This window comes from Limosilactobacillus secundus (assembly GCF_020784695.1).
Classification (GTDB): domain Bacteria; phylum Bacillota; class Bacilli; order Lactobacillales; family Lactobacillaceae; genus Limosilactobacillus; species Limosilactobacillus reuteri_F.
Map to the genome: position 1 here is coordinate 1 of NZ_JAJGUA010000028.1, position 25,301 is coordinate 25,301.

Sequence of the window (25,301 nt, forward strand, 5' to 3'; positions counted from 1 at the left end):
ACATGAGTTTTGCGAAAGCCATCCTTATTAACTGTGGGAAAGCCACAGTTACGACAACGATTAATCGGATAAGAAAGAGTAGCTGTTATTAGCGTTATATACTCTTTAACAGAATCATCGTTATGTTCAGCTTCTTCAACAGAAATGATTTTAATATTTTTATCTTTAATTCCAAGAATATTTAAGATAGAATCATTATGGGACATTTGTTTAACCTTCTTTCATGATTTTTGTGGTGAATTGATTGTATAACGAGGGAACAGCAAATGTCCTCTTTTTTGTATAAAAAAATCTGGCATGGAATCTCTATCCATACCAGAAAGTGTATACCCTTTTTACCGAGTGTTGGAGGCCTATTGTTGTACTGCGCTGTTTATCTTTTCTGAAAGTAACCTAACTTATGTCACGGTCCTATTTTATTTTAAAATTAATTTCGTCTCACTAAGCTCATGTAGTACAATGACATGTAGAATTTTAATAAATTGGAGAAGGCTAATGGAGAGTAGAAAAGAGGCATTTCATCGATATAGTCAGTTTAACCAACTAATTCGAGCGATCATTATTGGAATCTTGACGGGTTTAGTAGTTAGTGTATTTAGACTCATAATTCAACACTTTTTACGATTAGTAACAACAAGTTTTGCATATTTTCATTCTCATCCATTATGGTTAATACCATGGACGATTGGATCGATTATTTTAGCATTATTGCTGGGATGGTTAGCCCAATCTTATCCTGATATAAAAGGATCGGGAATTCCGCAGGTTGAAGGTCAGTTAACTAACCAGTTTGATGAAAAATGGTGGCCAGTGTTATGGCGGAAATTTCTCGGCGGGATTTTCGCTATTGGATCCGGATTATATCTCGGACGTGAGGGACCGTCAATTCAGCTTGGCGCAACAATTGGTCAAGGAGTAGAGGAAAAGGCCAAAGTGGGGCATCTTAATCGCCAAATAGGGATCGCAAGTGGAGCAGCAGCAGGACTATCCGCAGCCTTTAATGCGCCGATCGCTGCGACTATCTTTATTTTAGAAGAAGTGTATCATAATTTTTCACCAGTAATTTGGTTGGCAACATTTGTGAGTTCACTTTGTTCTAATATGGTTTCAATGCAGTTTTTTGGTTTACGACCAGTTTTGAATGTTCCTTATAATCATATGCTTCCTAATAATCTTTATTGGCACCTAATTGCACTTGGTATTTTATTAGGTATTTTAGGGCGTCTTTATCAAATTATTATTTTGCATTTGAATAGTTGGACGGCACGAATTCCTAAACTATCTCCTATTGCTTATCCAATTATTCCATTTTTGCTGGTTATTCCCATTGCTTGGTATTTTCCAATCACATTGGGTGGAGGAAATGAATTAATTATTATTTTACGTTCCTTACCATTTTCTTTAGCACTTTTTGTTGGGCTTTTTATCCTTCGTTTTGTATTTTCAATGATTAGTTATGGTTCGCAATTACCAGGTGGGATATTCTTGCCAATTTTAACTCTTGGTGCTATTTTAGGCGCAGTCTATTGTGCATTAATGGTTTGTTTGGGATTAATGCCAGTTCGATATTTACCTAATTTTATTATCTATGGAATGGCAGGTTACTTTGCATGTATTAGCAAAGCGCCGTTTACTGCTATTTTATTAATTACTGAAATGGTTGGCTCACTTGCACATTTAATGCCATTAGCCTTGGTAGCAGTAGTAGCTTATCTTGTTGTGGACGCGTTACACGGTGAACCGGTATATACAGCAATGTTTAACGCCTTTATTGGAAATAATCCGCAACCAGCACGCCATAAAGAGGATGTTACGATGTCGATTACCATTTATGCTGGCGCCCAGTTGGATGGTTGTAAAATTAAAGATTTCCCATGGCCAACTGATTGTATTGTGATGGTTGTCTATCGGGGGGAAGAAAAGATCATTCCGAATGGTCAAACAAAGCTGCAAGCGGGTGATACGTTAATCTTACGGGCTAATTCAGCAACTACTAGACAAGCTTACCATGAGATAAGTCGGGCTGCGCATTATGCACAAGGATAGCAATAGAACAATAAATATGATATGATAATTAAGATAAAAGCGTGAAAGTATTAGGAGGAAAAATCCTTGTATAACACATTAATGACTTTATTCTTAATTGATTGCGTTGTATTAATTGCTTGTGTAATGATGCAGCCAGCAAAAAACGATAATGATGCAATGTCAGCTTTGACAGGTGGTGCGGGTGACTTATTCTCACGTCGTAAAGCGCGGGGATTTGAAGCTGTTATGCAGATTGTTACAACAATTTGTGGAGCACTCTTCTTTATTCTGGCATTAGCGATGATTTACGTTTCGTCACATTAAATTTAAAGTGCCTCCTGAAATTATTGTGATTCCAGGGGGCTTTTTTGACGCTACGGTTGGAGTGCAGGGGATGATGTAGTGATAACGTATACTGGTGAGTCTTTTTTCTTTCCCCATAGTGGACGTCGTGGAGTTATTTTGCTTCATGCATATACAGGAAATACGAATGATGTTCGAATGCTGGGACGTCAACTCAATTGGCAAGGATATACAGTCTTCGCACCGCTTTTGCATGGTCATGGTGGTGATCCGCAAAAGGTGCTGGAAAGCAATGGTCCAGATGATTGGTGGGATGATACCCGGATGGCAATTTTTCGTTTACGAGATGCTGGAGTTGATCAAATTGCAATTTTTGGTTTATCGCTCGGCGGTTTACTTGCAACAAGAGCTCTTGAGAATGATCCGCAATTATTAGGCGGTGGTGTTTTTGCATCCCCAATTACCACCTGGGGACAATCGAATGTTCCGGAATACTTCCCTAAGATTGCGGCAAAGTATTATCGTCAGCAAAAAATCAACCCATTAATTACTAAGGAAAAGGTTGCTAAATTGACTGAACGACTCCCCAAACAACTAGCACAAATTCAAACAATGGCGCATCAAATTTGTGACCAATTAGATCAGATTCATCAGCCATTCTTTATTGCACAAGGAGGCGCAGATGAAATGATTGATCCAGCGTCTGGACTGCAATTAAAAACAAAATTACAGGAGAATGGGGTTGCAGTTGATTATCATTACTACCCAACCGCTACTCACTTATTAACAGTTAATACCGCTCATCGTCAACTATTTGCCGATGTAGAAAAATATTTACAAAATTTATTCGAGGTGTCTTCTAATGACAACAAATAATTTAAAAGAAAAAATATTAACACATTTAACAGATAATGCAGGTGTGAGTTACTCAGCAGAAAAACTTGCTCATCAATTAGGGATGGACGATGCTGAGCAGTTTACACCGATTGTTCAATCTCTTGCTCAATTGGAAAGAGAGAAAAAGGTTCAAGTAACTGATCGTGGTGAATTCGAAGCAGTTATTAAACAGCAACCACTTATTGGAACTTTCCATGGTAATGATAAGGGATTTGGTTTTGTAGACTATGACCCGGATCTTCCAGACATGTATATTAATCCTGATCACACTTTGCATGCATTAAATGGGGACCAGGTAGAAGTTAAAGTATTACGTCCAGCAAAAGCAGGTAGTGATCAGGGTCCAGAAGGTCAAGTAACCCGGATTGTTGAACATAAATATGAAAATGTAGTTGGTGAATTTAAGCAAGCGACTATCGGCGATGATTACATTGGTGAAATTTTGCTTAAAGATAAGAAATTATCGCAGTATCATTTCTATGTAACGGACAAGGGATTAAAACCACTTGACGGCCAAGTAGTAACAGCTACTGTTGAGACTTATCCTAGTGATGAGGCACCGGAAGTAATGACGGGTGCCGTTACTGAAGTGATTGGTGATAAGGATGAGCCGGGTATTGATATTATGTCAGTAATCTATGCTCACGACGTCCCTCATGAATTCCCTAAAGAAGTGATGGAACAAGCTAATAAGATTCCGCTTCATGTTCTCCCAGAAGAAAAAAAGGGTCGGGTGGATATTACTGACCAACCACTTGTTACCATTGATGCAATTGAATCAAAAGACTTGGATGATGCGGTGGTAGCTTGGAAGATGGATAATGGGCACTACCACCTTGGGGTTCATATTGCTGATGTTACTCACTATGTAAAGCCAGGTACACCGCTTGATCAAGAAGCATTTAAGCGTGGTACATCTGTTTATCTAACTGATCGGGTAGTTCCAATGCTTCCTAAGCGGCTTTCTAATGGAATTTGCTCTTTAAATCCGAATGAAGAACGTCTTGCTATGAGTTGCGAAATGGAAATTGATGAACAAGGGAAAATTGTTAATCACCGAATCTTCCAAAGTGTTATGAAATCACATGCTCGAATGACTTATAAAGCAGTTAATAAGATTCTAGAGTCTCATGATGCTAAAACGATGAAGCAATACGAAGATCTCGTTCCAATGTTTGAAACAATGGGTGAGATTCACAAATTACTGCTTAAGAATCGGAAAAAACGTGGTGCTATTGACTTTGAAGCTCCTGAAGCAAAGATTATTGTGGATGAAAAGGGGCACCCAACAGATATTCAACTACGGGATCGGGGACTTTCGGAACGGATGATTGAATCCTTTATGTTAGCTGCTAATGAAACGGTTGCTGAACACTACTTTAAGGAACATGTCCCATTCCTTTACCGGATCCATGAAACACCAGATAGTGAACGGATTAAGTCATTTGTGGACTTTTTAGCTGTGTTTGGAATTGATGTTCATGGTGATATTAAGAATGTTAAACCAGGGATGCTTCAAAAAGTATTAAAGGATGTGGCTGGTACTCCTGAAGAGCAAATGGTTCAAGTGATGATGTTACGTAGTATGCAACAAGCTAAATATTCTGATGAAGAACTAGGTCACTTTGGTTTGGGCGCTAAATACTATACCCACTTTACTTCACCAATTCGGCGATACCCAGATGATACAGTTCACCGTTTGATTAAGTGGTACGAAGAACATGGTAAAAACGAACCAGCTAAGGATCATTGGCGTGACAAGCTTCCAGAAATTGCTGAACATACTTCGGTTACCGAACGTCGGGGAATTGATACAGAGCGTGATGTTGATAGTATGAAGAAAGCCGAATACATGGAAGACCATGTTGGCGAAACATTTGATGCTGTCGTAAGTTCAGTAATGAAGTTTGGTTTGTTTGTCGAATTGCCAAATACAGTTGAAGGGTTAGTTCATATTAGCGTCATGAATGATGATTATTATGAATATTCAGAAAAACACATGGCCTTGATTGGGCGAAAATCTCATCGAATTTTCCAAATGGGACAACCTATTAAGGTTAAGTTAGTTCGGGCAGATAAAGATCTTCGTGAAGTTGATTTTGAAATTGTTAACCCTGAGGAAGCACCAAAGACAAAGATTCGGGTTCCGCGTAATGATGAGTATCGGGGTCGAGGTCGTGGTCGCAAGGGACGTGCCAATAATAAGTCCCGTCATGAGAATACTAGCGGTAACCATTACCGTAATACTCAAGGAAAATGGCGTCGAACTCACCAAGAAAATGGACATCAAAATAATCGTCAAATAAATCGAGGACAAACTCGTCACCACAATAATTCACGTGATCATGAAGGCGTTCGTCGCCACCATTAAGAGCGGGGAGGGATATTATGACAAAAAAATCCCATCAAGAAAATAATGACAATTTAATTGCACAAAATAAAAAAGCACGTCATGATTATTTTGTAACGGATACTGTTGAAGCAGGGTTAGTCTTAACAGGAACCGAGATAAAATCAGTTCGTGCTCACCGGGTTAATTTGAAAGACGGATTTGCCCAAGTTCGTAATGGTGAAGCTTGGTTAATGAATGTGCATATTAGTGAGTATGATAATGGGACTTACTTCAATCAAGATCCATTAAGAAATCGTAAGTTGCTATTGCACAAAAAGGAAATTAATAAGCTTGTAGGAGCCTTACAGGATAAGGGAGTTACGCTTATTCCATTAAAAATGTATATTAAACATGGCTATGCAAAAGTTTTATTAGGACTAGCTAAAGGTAAACACCAATACGATAAACGTGAAGCAATTAAGCGTCGTGAACAAAACCGTGAAATTGAACGAGTTATGAAACATTATTAAAACGAAAAAGCCTAGGAGAAAATTTATGGTTTTCTCCTAGGCTTTCTCTTTAAAATCTATTTGTTTCTGCGTCCTTTACAGTTAAAGTTTAACTGATTGCTAATGGAAAATGACATACTGGTATTAAGAGTAGGGAAACGTTTCATCAACCGTGCTAGTAATGGTTCTTGTTCGCTTCGTCGAGCCCAATGGTTGAGAATGCTAGCGATTAGAATTGCTAAAGGTTCATCTTCTTTTTTATTTATCTTTAATTCATGACAATATCCGCTTGACAGTTTAACAGGCTGGATTGAAAAAACTAAGTGACTACCGGAAAAAACACGGTATCGGCTTGTTAATGGCGAACCAACAACGATCCAGTTAATACCGCGAATATAAATAACCTGTTGAACAAAACCAAGACCCTTCCCGATTGTTCCAACGCGTTGCCGATTAACATATAATGCAAATTTGGGTAATAATCCAAGAGTTAATTGCTTTACTTCAGCTAATAAGGCTCCATCAATTGCATATAATGATAGGGCATCGTACCTCATTCCCCACTTACCGACAAGAAGATAGCACGATTTACCATTCTTATCGCGAATGACGGTCGTTCCATGTAAATCACTTGAACGATCGCGAATATATAATTGTCGCACTTTGCCACCACCATTCTTTGATAATCTACCTTTTATTTTACCAGCTTCTTAGCAAATTTGGTGAAGAAACTTCTAAGTTAAAAAACGCTTCCAATTTATCCCATGATGATGTTTAATTATGCTAAAATAGTAGGCGAGGTGCTAATAATCGTGAAACAATTAATTCATAACGACTGGTGGGAAGTTTTAAAGCCCCAGTTTGAAAGTGCGTATTATGCGCAATTGCATAATTTCCTAAAAGAAGAATATACCCATCAAACGATCTATCCAGAAATGCATCATATTTTCGAGGCATTTGAATGGACTCCTTTTAGTAAGGTTAAAGTTGTTATCCTTGGTCAAGATCCTTACCATGGACCAAACCAAGCTCATGGGTGTAGTTTTTCAGTACTGCCTGGGGTCCCAGTCCCACCTTCATTACAGAATATTTACAAAGAATTGCAAAGTGATTTAGGTTGTACACCGGTAAATCATGGCTATTTGAAGAAGTGGGCTGATCAAGGTGTTCTTTTATTAAATTCAGTTTTGACAGTGCGAGCAGGTCAAGCATATTCTCACCGTGGACATGGCTGGGAACAATTAACAGATGCGGCGATCCATGCTTTATCTGAACGTCCTAAACCAGTTGTGTTCATCTTATGGGGACGGGCTGCTCGAAATAAAAAACAATTAATTAATACAAAGACAAATATCGTTCTTGAATCTGCTCACCCAAGTCCATTATCTGCTAATCGTGGATTCTTTGGGTCTCGACCATTTTCTAAAACAAACGAAGCACTTCAGGCAATGGGAGAACAGCCAATTGATTGGCAACTGCCAGCCGAACCAAATTATCGTTAAAGATGTGATTAGCAGTCACAACTTTAAAATGTTTAGTGACCATAAGGAGGTACTTGCATTATGGAATTATTTGATGAGATTGCTGCAAAGATTAAGGGTCAAAACAAGACAATTGTTTTCCCTGAAGGTGAAGATAAGCGGATTTTAGGAGCTGCTGTCCGCTTAAAGAAAGATAATTTAGTAGAGCCAATTTTACTTGGTGATGAAGAAGCGATTAAAGAAGTTGCAAGTAAAAATGATTTCGATCTCGCTGGCCTTCAAATTATCGATCCAGCAACTTATCCAGAAGACGATAAGCAAGCAATGTTTGACTCATTAATGGAACGGCGTAAGGGAAAGAATACTCCTGAAGAAATTCAAAAGATGCTTGAAGATGTTAGCTACTTTGGGACAATGCTTGTTTATATGGGAAAGGCTGATGGAATGGTTTCTGGTGCTATTCATTCAACTGGGGCAACTGTTCGACCTGCATTACAGATCATTAAGACTAAGCCCGGTGCCCATCGAATTAGTGGAGCTTTCCTTATGATTAAAGGAGATCAACGCTACATCTTCGCTGATTGTGCAATTAATATTGAATTGGATGCTCCAACAATGGCTGAAGTGGCAATTCAAAGTGCAGAAACAGCTCGCCTATTTGAAATTGATCCTAAGGTTGCACTTCTTAGTTTTTCAACCAAGGGTTCTGCTAAGGGCGAAATGGTTACCAAAGTTGCGGATGCTGCTAAGCTAGTTCATGAATTGGACCCTGACTTACCAGCTGATGGTGAACTACAATTTGATGCTGCTGTTGTTCCATCAGTAGGTGAACTTAAAGCCCCCGATTCAAAAGTTGCTGGTCATGCCAATGTCTTTATTTTCCCAAGTCTAGAAGCAGGTAATATTGGCTACAAGATTGCACAACGATTTGGCGGTTTTACAGCAGTTGGTCCTATCCTTCAAGGACTTAACGCACCGATTGCAGATCTTTCACGGGGATGCAGTGAGGATGATGCTTATAAGGTTGCAATGATTACCGCAGCACAAGCATTATAGACATTGATGAGTAGAGGCTGGAAATTAATCCAACCTCTTTACTATTTTAAAGTGTAAACTGTCAAAACGATGCCTAGTCACTCCCTTTGCTTTTTAAACACGAGATGGGTACAATAGGGCTAGTATTTTAAACTTGGAGAGAGTACTATGGAGAGCTTAACGTTAACGAATCGTGACGCAACAATTGCCCTTGGAAAGAAAATTGGTCAGCAATTAGTTGCCGGGGATGTATTAGTCTTAGACGGTGATTTAGGAGCAGGCAAGACTACTTTTACTAAGGGATTAGCTGCAGGGTTAGAAATTCCTGATATCATTAAAAGTCCTACTTTTACAATTATTCATGAATACCAAGATGGCCGTCTCCCCTTATATCATATGGATGCATATCGCTTAGAAAATGGGGGAGCAGAAGATCTCGGACTTGAAGAATACTTTGATGGGGATGGAGTTTCAGTTGTTGAATGGGCTGAATTTGTTGCAGATGAATTGCCAGCTGACTTTTTAGCTATTCACTTTAAGCGAACAGATGATGATAATACTCGGATTCTGGAATTTGAACCCCATGGACAGCATTTTGAACAGATTGTAAAAAGCGTGGTGGAATAATGGCAGATGATATTTCGATAAAGTTAGCAACGAGTGAGGATGCTGGAGCTATTTTGCAATTTTTACGGGCAACTGCAACTGAAAGTGATGCGGTATTAGTTCCGCATCTAAATGAGATTAGTGAAAAGACAGAAGCCAAAAATATCGATTTAATAAATCAATTTGATGATTGTGTTATTTTACTTGCTATGCTTGACGAAGAGATTGTGGGGATGGTTACTGTAATGGTATTAGATCACCAACCGACAACCGGTGAATTAGGAGTCGTGGTACGGAAAAAGTATTGGCGAAACGGAATCGGTCGTTTATTAGTTGATGAAGCAGAATATTGGTTTGATACTTATAGTAGTTTAGAAAATTTGGTCCTGACAGTTTTTGAGGATAATATTCCAGCAATTAAGCTTTATCAGCAATTACACTTTGTTACAACAGGAAAAACGGTTGAGCAGGGCCGTAATGTTCTGCAAATGCAATACGATAATAAAAAAGAGGAAACAATGGAAAAGTAAGCCATTATTTCCTCTTTTCTTTGTACATAATTGATGATTATTTTTTATGTAGTACTTGCATGATGTTTCGCCAGAGGGATCCCTTTGTTTGCTGTTTACTAACGTCTTGTGTTACCTCTACACATCCGAGGTATTTATTTTGATCATCACGTAAGGCGTAAAAGGCAATATTTACAGGTTGACCATGATACTTGATCATAATGCTAATTGAATCACGGTCTCCGCTATGCATATCGTGCAGTACTTGCTTAACATGGCCTTGACTATGCCCGGGATGAACCTCAAGCACATGTTTACCTAGGTCTGTATCCGTTCGCTGGAATAAACGATGCCGATTAGCTGATGACCAGCGAATGATATCATTTTCATCAATAAAATCGAATTCTACGGGGATGGTTTCAAAAATAGTATTAAGTTGTTCAATACTTAGTTTTCCACCTTTAAGATTAATATCTGTCATGATTTTCTCCTTTAGCCGATTAAATTAATAAAGGGCTGAATCTGTTGCGGGGTAAAATGCTTGCTTTGATAAAGCAGAATATTAGCGCAAGCCTGAGCATCATCAAGAGCATTATGGTGGTGATGAAGGTCAATATTTAACGCGTTACAAACAGTATTAAGTTTATAATTTGTTAATCCTGGAATCAACTGGCGACTTGAAGCAACGGTATCGAGCGTCTGGTAGGCAGGGACTTCGATATTGTAATGTTCTAGCGTATTCTTTAAAACACTATTATCAAACCGATTATTATGGGCAATAACCAGTTTATCAGGCGTGTAGAATTGGTTGATATGCTCCCATACGGCTGGAAAATCAGGCGCATTTTGGACGTCACGTTCATGGATGCCATGGATCTGTGTATTGCGCCAAAAGAATTTAGTATGAGGATTAATTAGGGTGTAAAATTCATCGGCAATTTGTCCATTCCGAACGATTGTGAGTGCAAGTGAACATGCACTGTAACGCTTACCATTAGCAGTCTCAAAGTCCATTGCTATAAAATTCATCATACATCCTCCTTGCAAAGGTCGATAATTTTATTTTACAATCAACTAATCATTTTTCAAAACTTTTACTTTTGAAAAATGATACAATAGCTCTTGAAAGTAAATATAAAAAAGGAAGAAATAGAGAATGGCTAATTTGATGAACGAATTTCCTGATATTGAAATTAAACAAGATGAACCATTAATGAATTACACCTATACTAAAACAGGAGGTCCAGCTGACTGGTTGGCTTTTCCCGAAACGATTGACCAGGTAAAAGAATTGGTTGATTATGTTCGTAAGCATGAAATGGGCTTAACGGTTTTAGGAAACGCTAGTAATTTAATTGTTGGCGATGGCGGTATAGACGATTTAACTATTATTCTTACAAGACTTAATAAAATTGAAGTTCATGATAATAAGGTAACGGCGCAGGCAGGGGCATCTTATATTGCAACAACCGAGGCGGCTCGTGATGGTGAGCTTACTGGATTAGAATTTGCTGCTGGTATTCCGGGTAGTATTGGCGGAGCTGTCTTCATGAATGCCGGAGCATATGGTGGTGAAACTAAAAATGTTGTTTCTGAGGCAACCGTAATGCTTCCTGATGGGACAATCAAACACCTCACCAATGAAGAATTGGACTTTGGTTATCGGCATAGCAGTATTCAAGATAATAATGGTGTCGTGTTAGATGCTACATTTGCTTTGAAACCAGGCAAGTATGATGATATCAAAGCAAGGATGGATGACCTGAATGAACGACGAGAAGCTAAGCAACCGTTAGATCTACCATCTTGTGGAAGTGTTTTTAAACGGCCAGAAGGATATTATGCCGGAAAGTTGATTCATGATGCTGGATTGCAAGGATATACTTCAGGGGGGGCGCAAGTTTCGACTAAGCATGCTGGATTTATCGTTAATATTAACCATGGAACCGCAGCAGACTACGTAAATGTTATCCACCATGTTCAAAAGACGGTTAAAGAAAAATTTGGCGTTGATCTTGAAACCGAAGTAAGGATCATCGGTCGGCAAGATTAATATTATAAAGTGCGAGTTTATTAAAAGATTATTAATGAACTTGCATTTTTATTATTTTAAAGATAGTGAAGTAATGAATGAATTTAGTTTAATAGTTAGGTGCCGCCAAAAAGGAGAAAAGTAATTTGATTGATCTTATTATTTGTTAATTATGAAAAAATCTCACAAAATGCTCATTGAAAAATTATTATTCTGGACAAAAAGCGATTTCAAAGGGTTTTGGAGTATACCGATTCACTGGCTGATAAAAACAGCTTTGTAATCACTTTCAAAATGTGATAGGATGTTTAAGTCTCATTCTTGAAAAAATTCACAAAGTAAGGAGTATATTTATGAGCAATAATGTAGTTGTTTTAGGAAGTATTAACGTTGATACTACTTATCATGTTGATCGCTTCCCTCAACCTGGTGAAACCATTTCAGCAGTAAGTAAGAGTTCTGCTCCTGGTGGTAAAGGTGCCAATCAAGCAGTTGCAGCAGCCCGCTCTGGTGCAAGGACTGCCTTTATTGGGGCAGTTGGCTCTGATAAAGAAGGAGCCTACATGCTTGAATCATTGGCTGATGATCATATTGATACACATCACATCATGACTGATGAGTTACATGGTACTGGTAGTGCTGCGATTACTTTAGATGCTAATGGCCAAAATGACATTATGGTATATGGCGGTGCCAATCAAGCAATGACCACTGATGTTCTTGCAGGTATTGATGATGTTTTAGAAAATGCTGACTTTTTAATTAGTCAATTTGAAACACCACAAGAAGTTGCTTTAGATGCATTTAAGCAAGCTAAAAAACACGGTGTTACTACTCTTTTAAATCCAGCACCAGCTCATGAGATTTTACCAGAGTTATTAAAATATACAGATGTTATCACGCCTAATGAAAGTGAATGCGCCTTACTAACTGGCATTGAAATTACTGATGAAGAATCAATGTTAAAGAGTGCTGATTACTTCCGTGAACGGGGAGTTAAGCACCTTTTGATTACTTTAGGCTCAAAAGGAGTATTTTACTCCACACCTACAGCTCATGGATTAGTTCCAGCATTTAAGGTTAAGGCAGTTGATACTACTGCAGCTGGTGATACATTCCTTGGTGCATTAAGTTCACAATTAGAAAAAGACTTATCAAATGTTGACAAGGCACTTGTCTACGCACAACGAGCATCTAGTTTGACTGTTCAACAAATGGGCGCAATGCCTTCTATTCCAAACCATGATGCGGTTATAAAAGCATTAGCAGAAAATTAAGGAGTATTGTCATGAAGAAAACAGGGATTATTAATTCAGAAGTTTCAGCTGTCGTAGCTAATATGGGACATATGGATTGGTTATCAATTGGTGATGCAGGAATGCCCGTTCCATTTGGTACTAAGAAGATTGATTTGGCTGTTGATAAGGAATTGCCAAGCTTTATGGATGTATTAAATAATGTTCTCAAGGAAATGAAGGTTCAAAAGATTTACTTAGCTGAAGAAATCAAGGATCAAAATCCAGAACAACTTGAAAATATTCAGAAGGCATTACCAGATGTTGAGGTTGCATTTATGCCTCATAGTGAGCTTAAGAAGAGTCTTGCTAAGACGCATGCCTTTATTCGGACAGGGGAAATGACGCCATACTCAAACATTATCCTTGAATCAGGCGTAACATTTTAATATTAGGGGTTAGTTTTTTATGGAAAATGAAGTAAAAAAAGAAAATGGACAAAGTTGGGTTCAACTTTCAGACGGTTATTTAAGTCGGACACCAATGTTCCAGTTTGTTATTTTATGTTTGATCTTCCCATTATGGGGAGCAGCGGCCAGTCTTAATGATATTTTGATTACACAATTTAAGACGGTTTTTACCTTAAATGATACTGCGACGGCCTTTGTGCAAAGTGCCTTTTACGGTGGCTATTTCTTAATGGCAATTCCAGCATCAATTCTTATTAAGAAGACCTCATATAAGTTAGCAATTCTTATTGGGCTATTATTTTATATTATTGGTTGTGGAATGTTTTTCCCAGCTTCACATGTTGCTACTTATAGTATGTTTTTAGTTGCTATTTTTGCTATTGCTATTGGTTTGAGTTTTCTTGAGACTAGTTGTGATACATATGCAACGATGTTTGGACCCAAAGAAACTGCTAACAAACGGTTGAACGTTGCTAATGTTTTGATTCCTCTTGGTGATATCATGGGAATCGTTCTTGGTAAGTACCTTATTTTTGGTGAAGGTGGAAATATTGCGGACAAAGTTGCTAAGATGTCAAAATCTGAAGCAGAAGCCTACAATGAACACTTGCTTCAATTAACCTTGCAGCCTTATAAGTACATCTTGATTGTTTTAATCATTATCTTTATTGTTTTAGCAGTTACTAAGATGCCTCGTGCTAAGGCATTCTCAACTGGCTCTGAAACTAAGGAAGATCAACCATCTCTTGGTGAAACTTTCAACTACTTATTCCACAATAAGCGGTATATGAAAGGGGTTCTCTGTCAGTTTATTTATGCTGGTATGCAAACGACTGTATGGTCATTTACTATTCGGTTAGCATTGCGGCTCGATTCTCATATTTCTGATGCAGCCGCTTCAACTTTCATGATTTACAGTTACATTGCTTGGTTCTTTGGTAAATTAGTTGCAAACTGGTTCCTTGACCGCTATTCAATTACTAAGGTATTGACTTGGTTCTCATTACTTGGAACAATTTCATTGGTAATTACCTTTACTGTTCCTAACATTACAGCGGTAATTGCGGCAATCGCAACTAGTTTCTTCTTTGGACCAGAATGGCCAACGATCTATGCTCATACTCTTGATCAAATTCACGAAAAGAAGTACACCGAAACTGGTGGTGCATTTATCGTTATGTCCTTAATTGGTGGTGCAATTGTTCCAACGATTCAAGGACGGGTATCAGACTTAACTGGTTCAATGCAGTTATCATTCATCGTTCCAGCAATCTGTTTTGCACTTATCACTATTTACTTCTGGACAGAGCATCGTTGGGAAAAGGCGCATCCAAATGAAGTTCAAGAACACTAAAATTTCCCGGGAAATAATTTAATATTAAGGGCCCAGCAGTTATTTAATCAGCTGAGCCTTTATTTATTTCCAAAACTTTAAAGTAATTTTTTCTAGATTAAGCTAAACACGAAATGAAATGATATAATATGAACGTGATTTAGAGGATGGTGAATGCGATGCAATTTATAATTTCGCTTCTAACATGGCAGAATCTGATTCACTTAATTGATATCTTAGTAATTTGGTTCTTAATCTACGAGTTATTAATGTTAATTCGTGGTACAAGAGCTGTCCAACTATTTCGTGGTATTCTGATCATTATCTTGGTTAAGATTGTCAGTTGGTATGTTGGCTTGAGTACTGTTTCGTGGGTAATGGACCAGATTATCAACTGGGGTGTTATTGCAATTGTTATTATCTTCCAGCCTGAAATTCGGCGCGGATTGGAACACCTTGGTCGAGGAACATTCTTCACTCATAATCAAACAGCAAATGAGAAAGAAGAAGATATGATTAAGCAATTAGACCAAGCGATTCAGTACATGTCAAAGCGAAGAATTGGTGCTTTAATGAGTATTCAAATGAAAACTGGTCTAGAAGAGTATATTGAAACTGGTATTCCTCTCGATGCTGATATTTCGGGTGCGTTGCTTATTAATACTTTTATTCCTAATACGCCTTTACATGATGGAGCAGTGATTATAAAAAATAATCGAATTGCAGTAGCGGCTGCCTATCTTCCTTTGTCTGATAGTAAATTGATTCCTAAAGAATTAGGAACACGTCATCGGGCGGCAGTTGGAATTAGTGAAGTGACAGATGCATTGACGATTGTTATCTCAGAAGAAACCGGTGAAGTTTCAATTACGAAGGATAATGAATTAATTCGAAACATGTCGCGTGATGAATACCTAAAGTTCTTGCGTGCTCAATTGTATACGCATGAGCCTCAACACGAAAACTTGGTAACAGAACTTTATGCTAAGTTTCAACGTAAAGGAGGTGGCCGACATGGGCAAAGACACTAAAGGCTTCTTTCGCCGGAAATGGTTTTTGCGAATTATTTCATTAATCTTAGCACTCTTTTTATTCATGTATGTAAATGGGAGCAAAAGCGGCTTCCTTCGTCAAAATACTCGGAATAATAACCAGAGTAGTGCATTAATGTCAAATAAATCAATTACCCTTCGAATGCCTCTTGATGTAACAATTGATAATAATAAGTATATTGTCAGCGGGTATCCTCAATATGTTAAGGTTAAGGTAACCGGGCCTTCCGCATTGGTTACAACCACCTCTAATACTCAAAATTTTAAGGTGTATGCGGATTTGTCTGACTTGACTCCTGGTAAACACCGAGTAAAGTTAAAAACGAGTGGGTTAAACTCAGAATTAACTTCTAAAATTGATCCACAATATATTAATGTTAATATTCAGCCACGCAAGACAATTACAATGAAAGTAACTATTCGTTTGAGCACTAGAGATTTGGATAATGGCAATAAACTTGGACGTCCACATAGCGATATTCAGACTGTCCAAGTTACTGGTTCACGAGATGAAGTTAATAAAGTAAACCGAATTGTTGCTTTTGTAGCAATTCCGCACAATGCAAAGGATAATATTGCACGACAGGTAACGTTACAAGCAATTGATCGAAATGGTCAGACGCTTAATGTTGTGATTTCACCAACTACTACTAATGTTTCTATTCCTATTTCTGCGGGCTCACAGAGCAGTAGTTCGAGTGATAGTTCATCAAGTAGCAGTGGTAGTGAGGAGAGTGAAGAAGTAAAGAGCAGTTCGAGAGCAACATCGCGAAATGACTCTTCAGATTCTTCATCTGAAACATCTCAATCTTCAAGTAGCATAAGCAATGAAGATTCAAGTTCAAATAGTCGAAATCAATAATAAAGATAATACATAGAGGAGAAGTGAAATGAAGTTAAAATATTTTGGAACTGATGGAGTTCGTGGTGTTGCAAATCAAGATTTAAGTCCAGAATTGGCATTCCGTGTTGGTCGTGCAGGCGGATATGTTCTTACTCGGCATTCAGAACGGAAACAACCTCAAGTATTAGTTGCTCGTGATACACGAATTTCAGGTGAAATGCTCGAAAATGCATTGATTGCTGGATTATTATCCGTTGGTATTGAAGTTTTACGGCTAGGTATAGTCACTACTCCTGGGGTTGCTTACCTTGTTCGGGCACAAGAAGCTGATGCTGGAGTTATGATTACTGCTAGTCATAACCCAATTAAATACAATGGGATTAAATATTTTGGTGGTAATGGATTTAAATTGTCCGATGAACTGGAATATGAAATTGAACAATTACTAGATGCTAAAGAAGATACGTTGCCACGACCATCTGATACTGGCTTAGGAACAGTTGCTGATTATCATGAGGGAGCATTAAAATACACTTCCTTCTTGGAACAAACTGTTTCAAATGATCTTGAAGGATTAAAAGTAGTAGTTGATGCTGCTAATGGTGCAACAAGTGGTTTTATCTCTAATCTTTTTGCTGATATGAATGTGGACTTTATTCCAATTAATGATCAACCAGATGGCTTAAATACTAACCTAAAGTGTGGATCAACTCACCCAGAGAGCCTCCAAAAAGCAGTTGTGGAAAATAATGCTGATCTTGGAGTAGCATTTGATGGTGATGGTGACCGTTGTATTGCTGTTGATAATGAGGGAAATATTGTTGACGGTGATAAGATTATGTATATCTGTGGTAAGTACATGGATAAGAAAGGATTACTTAAGAAAGATACAGTGGTTACCACTGTGATGAGTAATTTGGGAATGTACAAAGCCTTAGAAGCACACAACTTAAAGAGTGTTAAGACTAAGGTTGGTGACCGTTACGTTGTTGAAGAAATGCTGAAAAATGGTTATAACCTTGGTGGTGAACAATCGGGACATATTATTTTCTTAGATCACAATACCACTGGGGATGGAATGCTTACCGCACTTCAACTTTTGTCTGTAGTTAAAGACTCTGGGAAGACACTCGCTGAATTAGCAAATGATGTAACAACTTATCCACAAGAGTTGTTGAATATTAAAGTAGCAGATAAAACTACTGCAATGGAGAATCAAAAATTAAAGGGAATCATTGCGCAAGTCGAAAAAGAAATGAATGGGGATGGACGGGTGCTTGTTCGTCCTAGTGGGACAGAACCTCTTTTGCGAATTATGGCTGAAGCAGCTACACCAGAATTAGTTCATGAATACGTTGAACGGATCGGTGATGTTGCCCGCGCGGAACTAGAAGTAGAATAACGTGATGAATTAAAAAGTGGGGATAGAAGAAATTTATTCTTCTATCCCCACTTTTTAATCTTTTAACAAATTTTAAACCATATAGACCAATCTAATAAAATAATTGACAAGATAATCTAAAAACTGTACTATACAATACAGTTGATTAGATTTAGTGATAATCACTAGTTATCTATACCAATTTTATTTAAAGGATGGAATTTAATTATGTGTGGAATTGTTGGAGTTACAGGAACTGACAAGAGTTTGTCAATTCTAATTGATGGATTAAAGCGTCTTGAATATCGTGGATATGACTCTGCAGGAGTTTATGTTAATGATCAACAAGGACATGATTACCTTGTAAAGCGACCAGGGCGGATTGCCAATCTAGAAGCGGCCCTCGGGGAAGAAGTTCATGGTTTAGCCGGAATTGGTCATACCCGGTGGGCTACTCATGGTGAACCAAATGAAGCTAATGCTCACCCTCAATACTCTCAAGACGAACGGTTCTACTTAGTTCACAACGGTGTAATTGAAAATTATGCTGATTTAAAGAAAGAATACTTATCTGACGTTAAATTTGTTAGTCAAACTGATACAGAAGTAATTGTTCAATTAGTTGATAAATTTGTAGTTGAATCTGGAATGTCAACAGAAGCAGCTCTCCTTAAGGTTCTTCGTTTAATCAGCCCTGATTCCTCATATGCGTTTGTATTGATGGATAAAGAACAACCAGATACATTATTTGTTGCTAAAAATAAGAGTCCATTACTAGTCGGTATTGCTGATGGTTATAACATGGTTGGTTCTGATGCAATGTCAATGATTAAGGAAACTAATACCTTTATGGAAATCGGTGACCACGAATTGGTAATTGTTAAGCCAGATCATGTTACTGTTAAAAACTTTGATGGTAATGAGATTGACCGGTCAACATTTAAGGTTGATATGGATGCTAATGCCGCAGATAAAGGCGCCTACCCATACTACATGTTAAAGGAAATTGATGAACAACCAGCTGTTATGCGGAAGTTAGTTCAAGAATACTTTGGTGATAATGATGTAGCACAAATTAATGAAGAGATGCTAAAAGATATGGCAAATGCCGACCACCTTTACATTGTTGGTGCCGGTACAAGCTATCACGCTGGCTTAGTAGGTGCGCGCATTTTTGAAAAACTTTGTGGAATTCCTACATCTGTTCATATTTCATCAGAATTTGCTTACGAGCAACCACTTCTTTCTAAGAAGCCGTTCTTTATCTTCTTAAGTCAAAGTGGGGAAACGGCTGATAGTCGGGAAGTACTTGTTAATGTTAATAAGCATAACTGGCCAAGCTTAACAATTACTAATGTTGACAAGTCAACGCTTTCTCGTGAAGCAACTTATACGGAATTACTTTACGCTGGGCCAGAGATTGCCGTGGCTTCAACAAAAGCCTACACTGCCCAAATTGCTGTAGAAGCTATTCTTGCTCAAGCATTAGGTGTCTACATGGATAAGCAAGCAGCTAAAGACTTTGATGTTAAGCACCAATTAGGATTAGTTGCTAATGGTATGCAATCAATTACTGACAGCAAGAAGAAAGTAGAAGAAATTGCCTCTCGTTATCTCTCTAAATCTCCAAGTGCCTTCTACATTGGCCGGGGAATGGATTGGTCAGTTTCACTTGAAGCTGCTTTGAAGTTAAAGGAAATTTCATATGTTCAAGCGGAAGGTTTTGCATCTGGTGAATTGAAGCATGGAACAATTGCTTTAATTGAAGATCAGACTCCAGTAATTGGAATTATTACCCAAGATCGGACTGCTGGCTTAACACGGAGCAATCTTGAAGAAACGCAGGCTCGTGGCGCCAATGCAATTACAATTGTTTCACGGCACCTTGCAAAAGAAGACGATACATTCGTTCTTCCAGATGTAGATGAGGTGTTGACGCCACTTCTTAGCGTAATTCCAGCCCAATTGTTGGCTTACTACACTAGTCTTGGTAAGGGACTCGATGTTGATAAGCCACGTAATCTCGCAAAATCTGTTACAGTTCAATAAAATTATAAAAGAAGTTAGAAATGCTTTAGTTGGTTTCTCAACTTCTTTTTATTTTTAAAAGTAATTTGATGTTTTATTTGAATTTGTTTAATAAAAGGGTTGACTTACATTTATGGAAACGCTATCATAATAGTTGCAAGGTATAAAGTAATTACCTTCTAATCAATTCTCTTTCTCTCTTATGCCGATCATCGTCTTTTAGGCGGTGATTTTTTTATTTAAACTCGCTATAATAATAAGGATTGAAAGGGGAAGAACAACGTGGAAGAACAACACGAAACGTTAACATTAATTGAAGAAATTACCCGTAATGACGGCTCGAAATATTATGAAATTGGTAATATGGTTCAAAATGGCCGTGCAGAATTAGCAGCTGAACGGAATTTTATTAAAGAGGTTCGTATTTTAGAATTAAATATTCCTCATTCTAAAAATGTTATTAAATATGAACACTTTATAAATACTCACTATAAGATGCAAACCGAAGCAATGGATCATTGGGAAGAATGGAAACGTCCCGCAGAGATTGAAGAGGTTGTTCAAACGATATTAAAAGAAAATCATATTGGATAAACCAGGAAGCTGAGTTATTTGGTAGTACTAAAAATGTGGAGGGTAGGCAATGAAGCCAAATTTTAATCCATCACAGGGGATGAAGTCGCACTATTTTGTTACAGGGATAGACGGCTTACGAACATTAGCTGTCTTAGGAGTTATTATTTACCACCTATTGCCCAATATTTTGATGGGTGGTTATTTAGGAGTGCCGCTTTTTCTATTAGTCTCTGGATATTTTGTAACCTATCAGTTTAGTCGGCAACTTAAATATGGCGGTCATATTAGTTTAGGACATTTCTATCTAAAGAGATTTCGGAGACTATATCCGACATTAATTGCGATGTTAATTTTAACGACAGCGTATATTACATTATTTGCACGAGAATTACTCCATAATATTCGGGCGGTAATTGTTACTAATTTAACGTGGGTATATAATTGGTGGGAAATAAGTCATGGGCAGTCCTACTTTGATCAATTTGGTGGCGTTTCACCTTTTACCCATCTTTGGACATTAGGGGTTGAAGCACAATTTTATCTTCTGTGGCCCCTGATTATTACGTTGTTATTTGTGGTTTTTAAGAAGCTACAGAATGTACGGCGGGTAGTTTTTATATTGGCTGTATTGTCAGCAATAGAAATGGCTGTTCTTTACGACCCGGCGAATATCAATCGGGTTTATTATGGAACTGATACACGGGCCTTTTCACTTTTGCTTGGATCGTGGTTAGGGCTTGCGTGGCCATTAAATCGACTTCGGCCTAACTTACAGGCAAATAGTCGCCGTTTACTTAATACTATAGGAATTATTGCAACAGTATTGACCATTGTTGGCTTTTTTTCTTTGAATGGACAGTCATCTTTTACTTACCGCGGGGGAATGTTTCTCTATAGCTTTATTGGAATGATATTAATGGCTACTATTATTCACCCAGGTGCGGGGATGAATAAATGGTTTACAAATCCTGTCTTTCATTGGGTTGGTCAGCGTTCTTATGGAATTTATGTTTATCAATATCCCGTTATGGTCTTTTATGAACGATTAATCAAAGTCGGCAATCATCCACTTCTCAATGCATTAGTAGAAATCATTATTATTTTAGTAGTAAGTGAAGTTTCTTACCGGTTAATTGAACGCCCATTTGCTCAGTATCAGTGGTCAAAATTACCGGCTGATCTTCAACATGTGTTAGAAACGCATCACTTTAGTTGGCAAAGCGGGGCTAAAATGATGGTAAGTGTATTAGTTGTTGTTATTGCATTTATCGGTTTGTGCCAACCAAACCGTGCACCAAAGAAAACAGCGGTTCAACAACGGATAGAGCAAAACCACCAGGCTGCTGAAGAACACAATAAGAAGATTGCAAAGGGGGATAATGTTGCGGAAGCTAGTGGTAATACTTCTAAGCTTCAGAAACAGTATGATTTAACCCCTGCACAAATAAAGGCTGCCCAAAAGTTAAAAGTGACTGCTATTGGTGATTCGGTAATGGCCGATGCTGCAGATAGTATTCAGAAATTAATGCCGAATGCCTATGTTGATGCACAAGTTGGACGTCAAGGTTCTGCCGCTCCTGATGTTATCAAACAATTAAAGGCAGATGGGCATTTAAATAAGATTGTTGTCTTGAATTTGGGAACGAACGGCCCTATGACGCAAGATACGTTAGACGATATTTTAAGTGCGATTGGCTCTGGGCACCAGATCTATTGGGTAACTGCCCATGTCCCAACAAAGCCATGGCAGCAAACGGTAAATAACGAAATTAAAGATTTAGCAAAGAAACATAAGAATATCCATGTGGTCGATTGGAATAAGGCAAGTCAAGGGCACCCTGATTGGTTTGCAAGTGACAATGTGCATATGGGACCAAGTGGAAATGATCATTTTGCACGGTTAATTGCAAAAGAGATTTTGACAAAAAAATAGGAGATTAGTAATGACACACGAAGATCAATTATTAGACAAAGCTATCAATATTTACTTAACAGGCTTAAAGGGCATCGAAAGCTTTATTTCCGAACCGGCTAGTGAATATAATTTATCTTTTGAACAATTCTTGATTTTACGAAAAATCATTAACCATCCTAATATCAAACTAATGGATATCGCCGAGCAACGGCAAGTAACAAGGAGTGCCGTCTCTCGCCAATTAAAGGTCCTTTTTCAGCAAAAATATGTTGAACAAAAAGCTGATCCAGCTGATCGACGCCGGATGTTTTTGGTTGCAACAAAAAAAGGTAAAAATGCTGAAAGTGAGATTTGGCAAAGGATTAATCACCGCTTTGCCAATTGGGTTCAAATTTATGGTGAGGATCGTGCTGATAAGTTTTTAACACTTTTTGAAGACTTTAATCAACAAATAATTCAGGGAAAAATCCGAAAGAGGGAATAAAAAATGATTAAAATGGTTGCGTTAGACCTAGATAATACGCTATTAAATAGTAATAAAGAAATTAGTCAACGTAATGAATGTGTTCTAAAGCAATTACATCAAGAGGGAATTAAGGTAGTGCTTTGTACGGGTCGGCCTATCAATGCAATTTGGCCATATATTGAACAGCTTGGCTTAACTGATCCAGACGATTACACAATTACATTTAATGGCGGACTAGTTATTAACAATGAATCGCGCGAACATCTTTTTGAATTAGGAATGAAGAAGAGTGATTTACTGCCATTATTTTCTTATGTTAAAAGGAAAAAGATTCCCCTCAATATTTTAGACTTTGAACGAGTATACGAATTGAATGATTATTCAGGCTCCATTTATCGGACAGTGTTAAAGAATATTGAATTCCAATCTTTGTCAATGAGCGATGTGCCGGAAACAACTTATAGTAAAGCTGTAATGGCGATTACACCTGAAAAATTATCCCCTCTTATAAAAGAACTTCCAGCTGAGCTTAAAGCACATTATCACGCAGTTCAATCCCAACCAATGATAATGGAATTCTTACCTAAAAAATTAAATAAGGCGGTTGGATTGAAGGCCTTACTGGATCATTTTGGTGATGACTTTAGTAATTTAATGACATTTGGGGATGCTGATAATGATCTTGAAATGATCGAAGCCGCGGCTCAAGGAATTGTAATGGAAAATGGTCTTCCTAACGTTAAGGCAGTGGCGACAGCAATCACAGATACAAATGATAATGATGGAGTTGCAAGGTATTGTGAACGTTATTTTGCAACACTTTTGTAATAAAGATTGTTATAAAAAGTAAAATAAAGAGTATTTTTGGTGCAAATATGAATTTTTTGCTAAAAAAATACTCTTTTTTATTTATTATTTAATGAATTTTCGATAAAAGTTATGGCTCCCTAAAAGCTAACTAGCACAAGGGATTGCAAATTTTATAATCATATTAATTGACAACTTATATTACAAAATATTACAAAAAGCCAACGGAGAGTAGTAAATAGAAATGGTGCTGTTACAGCTTAGTAATATTAAGAGTGTAATATATAGGGTGTTGAAACGGAAAAGATAATTTGCTAAATAATAAAGGATGGTTGTTTAATTTATGATTTCTAAGAAAAACTTTGCTAAAGTATCTGCTACTCTTGGTGCAGTGGCCTTAGGTGTTAGTGCAACGGCTACTGCTGCTAATGCCGACACTATCTACACCGTACAAAGTGGTGACACACTTTCAGGTATTTCTTACAAATTCGCAAAAGACAACAGTATGGTCAATGATCTTGCTAAGAAGAATAATATTCAAGATATTAACAAGATTTACGTTGGTCAAAAGTTAATCATCAAGAGCGATGGTGAAATTCAAGAATACAACGCTCAAAACGCAGCTAATGCAAATGTAGCTGACAACAATACTCAAGCTACTCAACAACAAGCTGCACAAGCACAACCTCAACAAGCTCAAAGTCAAGCTAGCCAAAGCTATACTTCAAATGCTTCAGGTTCAGAAGCTGCTGCTAAGGCTTGGATTGCTGCTCGTGAATCTGGTGGTAACTACGGTGCTACTAACGGTCAATACATTGGTAAGTACCAATTATCAGCATCATACCTTAACGGTGACTACTCAGCAGCTAATCAAGAACGGGTTGCTGACCAATATGTTGCAAGTCGTTACGGTTCATGGCAAAATGCTCAGGCTCACTGGCAAGCAAATGGTTGGTACTAAAATTTAAATTGAATTATTAGGACAAAGCAAAAGCGAGACTAAGAAGGTAATCTTCATAGTCTCGCTTTTTTGTACAAATGTGGTATAATAAGGATATCTCTTATGGGGATGTTTATGGATTCGACAGGTATAGGTCGAGTTTCAATTGCGTTTCGAAGGTTGCGTCTTCGTAAAAACGCTCAGTTTTAAATTATAACTGCAAACAATAATTCAAACTCTTACGCATACGCTGCCTAACAAGTAGCGCGCGTAGATCCATTCCGGGTTCGTCCATGATGCGGCAATGGGTTTTATAATTAGTGGACTACGCTTGTTACTCCCGTTTGAAGTAATAAGAAGAGATTAATCAAGCTAGCTAACCATGTTTGCCCTGATCAACGGCGTTTTGGTTAGTGAAATCTAAATAGTTGAGATACGAACGTAGAGATTGAAATGGCGATATGCTTGGACACGGGTTCGACTCCCGTCATCTCCACTATATGCCTATAAGGACTGCCATTG

At 37.9% G+C, this 25,301-nt stretch carries 25 protein-coding genes, 1 other RNA gene and 1 pseudogene; 23 read left to right on the forward strand and 4 right to left on the reverse strand.

The features are described 5' to 3' along the window. A pseudogene (locus tag LMB57_RS03430) lies at positions 1-206 on the reverse strand (ISL3 family transposase); the annotation flags it as partial. A 289-nt stretch (positions 207-495) separates the two neighbouring features. On the opposite strand from LMB57_RS03430, the gene LMB57_RS03435 reads away from it, so the two are divergent. From LMB57_RS03435 to smpB, 5 genes are all read left to right on the forward strand, one after another. Continuing rightward, positions 496-2,046: a ClC family H(+)/Cl(-) exchange transporter gene (locus tag LMB57_RS03435; protein ID WP_229271215.1), complete on the forward strand. Its 1,551-nt coding sequence runs from the start codon at positions 496-498 to the stop codon at positions 2,044-2,046. A 66-nt stretch (positions 2,047-2,112) separates the two neighbouring features. Beyond that, positions 2,113-2,352: a preprotein translocase subunit SecG gene (secG, locus tag LMB57_RS03440; protein WP_003667480.1), complete on the forward strand. Its 240-nt coding sequence runs from the start codon at positions 2,113-2,115 to the stop codon at positions 2,350-2,352. Between the two features lie 78 nt (positions 2,353-2,430). Then, entirely contained in the window at positions 2,431-3,207 is a 777-nt protein-coding gene (locus LMB57_RS03445; protein WP_229271214.1) for an alpha/beta hydrolase, read from the forward strand. Continuing rightward, positions 3,194-5,599: a ribonuclease R gene (gene rnr / locus LMB57_RS03450; protein WP_229271213.1), complete on the forward strand. Its 2,406-nt coding sequence runs from the start codon at positions 3,194-3,196 to the stop codon at positions 5,597-5,599. The genes LMB57_RS03445 and rnr overlap by 14 nt, the downstream gene beginning before the upstream one ends. 17 nt (positions 5,600-5,616) lie before the next feature. Next, positions 5,617-6,090 carry an SsrA-binding protein SmpB gene (smpB, locus tag LMB57_RS03455; protein ID WP_229271212.1) on the forward strand — a complete coding sequence of 158 codons (474 nt, stop codon included), beginning with the start codon at positions 5,617-5,619 and terminating at the stop codon, positions 6,088-6,090. A gap of 56 nt (positions 6,091-6,146) precedes the next feature. Here smpB and LMB57_RS03460 read toward each other — a convergent pair whose 3' ends face one another. Further along, entirely contained in the window at positions 6,147-6,731 is a 585-nt protein-coding gene (locus LMB57_RS03460) for an LURP-one-related/scramblase family protein (RefSeq protein WP_229271211.1), read from the reverse strand. A 150-nt stretch (positions 6,732-6,881) separates the two neighbouring features. Between LMB57_RS03460 and LMB57_RS03465 the strand changes: the two genes are divergently transcribed. The 4 genes from LMB57_RS03465 to LMB57_RS03480 all read left to right on the forward strand — a co-directional run bounded on the left by LMB57_RS03465 (position 6,882) and on the right by LMB57_RS03480 (position 9,721). Beyond that, complete coding sequence (locus LMB57_RS03465; RefSeq protein WP_003676241.1) at positions 6,882-7,571, forward strand: uracil-DNA glycosylase; 690 nt, start codon at positions 6,882-6,884, stop codon at positions 7,569-7,571. Positions 7,572-7,631: 60 nt separating this feature from the next. Next, a complete protein-coding gene (pta, locus tag LMB57_RS03470) occupies positions 7,632-8,606 on the forward strand; it encodes a phosphate acetyltransferase (protein ID WP_229271210.1) in 975 nt (324 codons plus the stop codon). A gap of 147 nt (positions 8,607-8,753) precedes the next feature. After that, entirely contained in the window at positions 8,754-9,212 is a 459-nt protein-coding gene (tsaE, locus tag LMB57_RS03475; RefSeq protein WP_229271209.1) for a tRNA (adenosine(37)-N6)-threonylcarbamoyltransferase complex ATPase subunit type 1 TsaE, read from the forward strand. Further along, entirely contained in the window at positions 9,212-9,721 is a 510-nt protein-coding gene (locus LMB57_RS03480; protein ID WP_229271208.1) for a GNAT family N-acetyltransferase, read from the forward strand. Before tsaE ends, LMB57_RS03480 begins: the two co-directional genes overlap by 1 nt. 37 nt (positions 9,722-9,758) lie before the next feature. Here LMB57_RS03480 and LMB57_RS03485 read toward each other — a convergent pair whose 3' ends face one another. Beyond that, positions 9,759-10,181, reverse strand: a complete 423-nt coding sequence (locus LMB57_RS03485; RefSeq protein WP_229271207.1) for a PAS domain-containing protein — start codon at positions 10,179-10,181, stop codon at positions 9,759-9,761. An 11-nt stretch (positions 10,182-10,192) separates the two neighbouring features. Continuing rightward, positions 10,193-10,732 carry a 3'-5' exonuclease gene (locus tag LMB57_RS03490; protein WP_229271206.1) on the reverse strand — a complete coding sequence of 180 codons (540 nt, stop codon included), beginning with the start codon at positions 10,730-10,732 and terminating at the stop codon, positions 10,193-10,195. 124 nt (positions 10,733-10,856) lie between these two features. On the opposite strand from LMB57_RS03490, the gene murB reads away from it, so the two are divergent. The 14 genes from murB to ssrA all read left to right on the forward strand — a co-directional run bounded on the left by murB (position 10,857) and on the right by ssrA (position 25,278). Further along, positions 10,857-11,753, forward strand: a complete 897-nt coding sequence (gene murB / locus LMB57_RS03495; protein WP_229271205.1) for a UDP-N-acetylmuramate dehydrogenase — start codon at positions 10,857-10,859, stop codon at positions 11,751-11,753. 332 nt (positions 11,754-12,085) lie between these two features. Next, entirely contained in the window at positions 12,086-13,009 is a 924-nt protein-coding gene (gene rbsK / locus LMB57_RS03500) for a ribokinase (RefSeq protein ID WP_229271204.1), read from the forward strand. A gap of 11 nt (positions 13,010-13,020) precedes the next feature. Next, positions 13,021-13,416, forward strand: a complete 396-nt coding sequence (gene rbsD / locus LMB57_RS03505; protein WP_229271203.1) for a D-ribose pyranase — start codon at positions 13,021-13,023, stop codon at positions 13,414-13,416. A 19-nt stretch (positions 13,417-13,435) separates the two neighbouring features. Further along, positions 13,436-14,791: an L-fucose:H+ symporter permease gene (gene fucP / locus LMB57_RS03510; protein ID WP_003667493.1), complete on the forward strand. Its 1,356-nt coding sequence runs from the start codon at positions 13,436-13,438 to the stop codon at positions 14,789-14,791. A gap of 158 nt (positions 14,792-14,949) precedes the next feature. Next, positions 14,950-15,801: a diadenylate cyclase CdaA gene (gene cdaA, locus LMB57_RS03515; protein ID WP_229271202.1), complete on the forward strand. Its 852-nt coding sequence runs from the start codon at positions 14,950-14,952 to the stop codon at positions 15,799-15,801. Beyond that, a complete protein-coding gene (locus tag LMB57_RS03520; protein ID WP_229271201.1) occupies positions 15,785-16,684 on the forward strand; it encodes a CdaR family protein in 900 nt (299 codons plus the stop codon). Before cdaA ends, LMB57_RS03520 begins: the two co-directional genes overlap by 17 nt. 28 nt (positions 16,685-16,712) lie before the next feature. Then, positions 16,713-18,068 (forward strand): phosphoglucosamine mutase, encoded by a 1,356-nt coding sequence (gene glmM, locus LMB57_RS03525; protein WP_229271200.1) that lies wholly within the window; start codon positions 16,713-16,715, stop codon positions 18,066-18,068. Between the two features lie 207 nt (positions 18,069-18,275). Further along, positions 18,276-20,096, forward strand: coding sequence for a glutamine--fructose-6-phosphate transaminase (isomerizing) (glmS, locus tag LMB57_RS03530; RefSeq protein WP_229271199.1), 1,821 nt, complete (start codon positions 18,276-18,278; stop codon positions 20,094-20,096). A gap of 261 nt (positions 20,097-20,357) precedes the next feature. Next, positions 20,358-20,669, forward strand: a complete 312-nt coding sequence (locus LMB57_RS03535) for a hypothetical protein (protein ID WP_229271197.1) — start codon at positions 20,358-20,360, stop codon at positions 20,667-20,669. 49 nt (positions 20,670-20,718) lie between these two features. Further along, positions 20,719-22,584: an acyltransferase family protein gene (locus LMB57_RS03540; RefSeq protein WP_229271196.1), complete on the forward strand. Its 1,866-nt coding sequence runs from the start codon at positions 20,719-20,721 to the stop codon at positions 22,582-22,584. A 10-nt stretch (positions 22,585-22,594) separates the two neighbouring features. Then, the gene (locus LMB57_RS03545; protein ID WP_229271194.1) at positions 22,595-23,050 is read left to right on the forward strand and encodes a MarR family winged helix-turn-helix transcriptional regulator; all 456 of its coding nucleotides are present in this window, start codon (positions 22,595-22,597) and stop codon (positions 23,048-23,050) included. Positions 23,051-23,053: 3 nt separating this feature from the next. Next, positions 23,054-23,860, forward strand: coding sequence for a Cof-type HAD-IIB family hydrolase (locus tag LMB57_RS03550; protein ID WP_229271193.1), 807 nt, complete (start codon positions 23,054-23,056; stop codon positions 23,858-23,860). 322 nt (positions 23,861-24,182) lie between these two features. Continuing rightward, positions 24,183-24,800, forward strand: coding sequence for an aggregation-promoting factor (gene apf, locus LMB57_RS03555; RefSeq protein WP_153702693.1), 618 nt, complete (start codon positions 24,183-24,185; stop codon positions 24,798-24,800). A 104-nt stretch (positions 24,801-24,904) separates the two neighbouring features. Beyond that, positions 24,905-25,278, forward strand: a transfer-messenger RNA (tmRNA) gene (gene ssrA / locus LMB57_RS03560). Positions 25,279-25,301 lie beyond the last annotated feature (23 nt).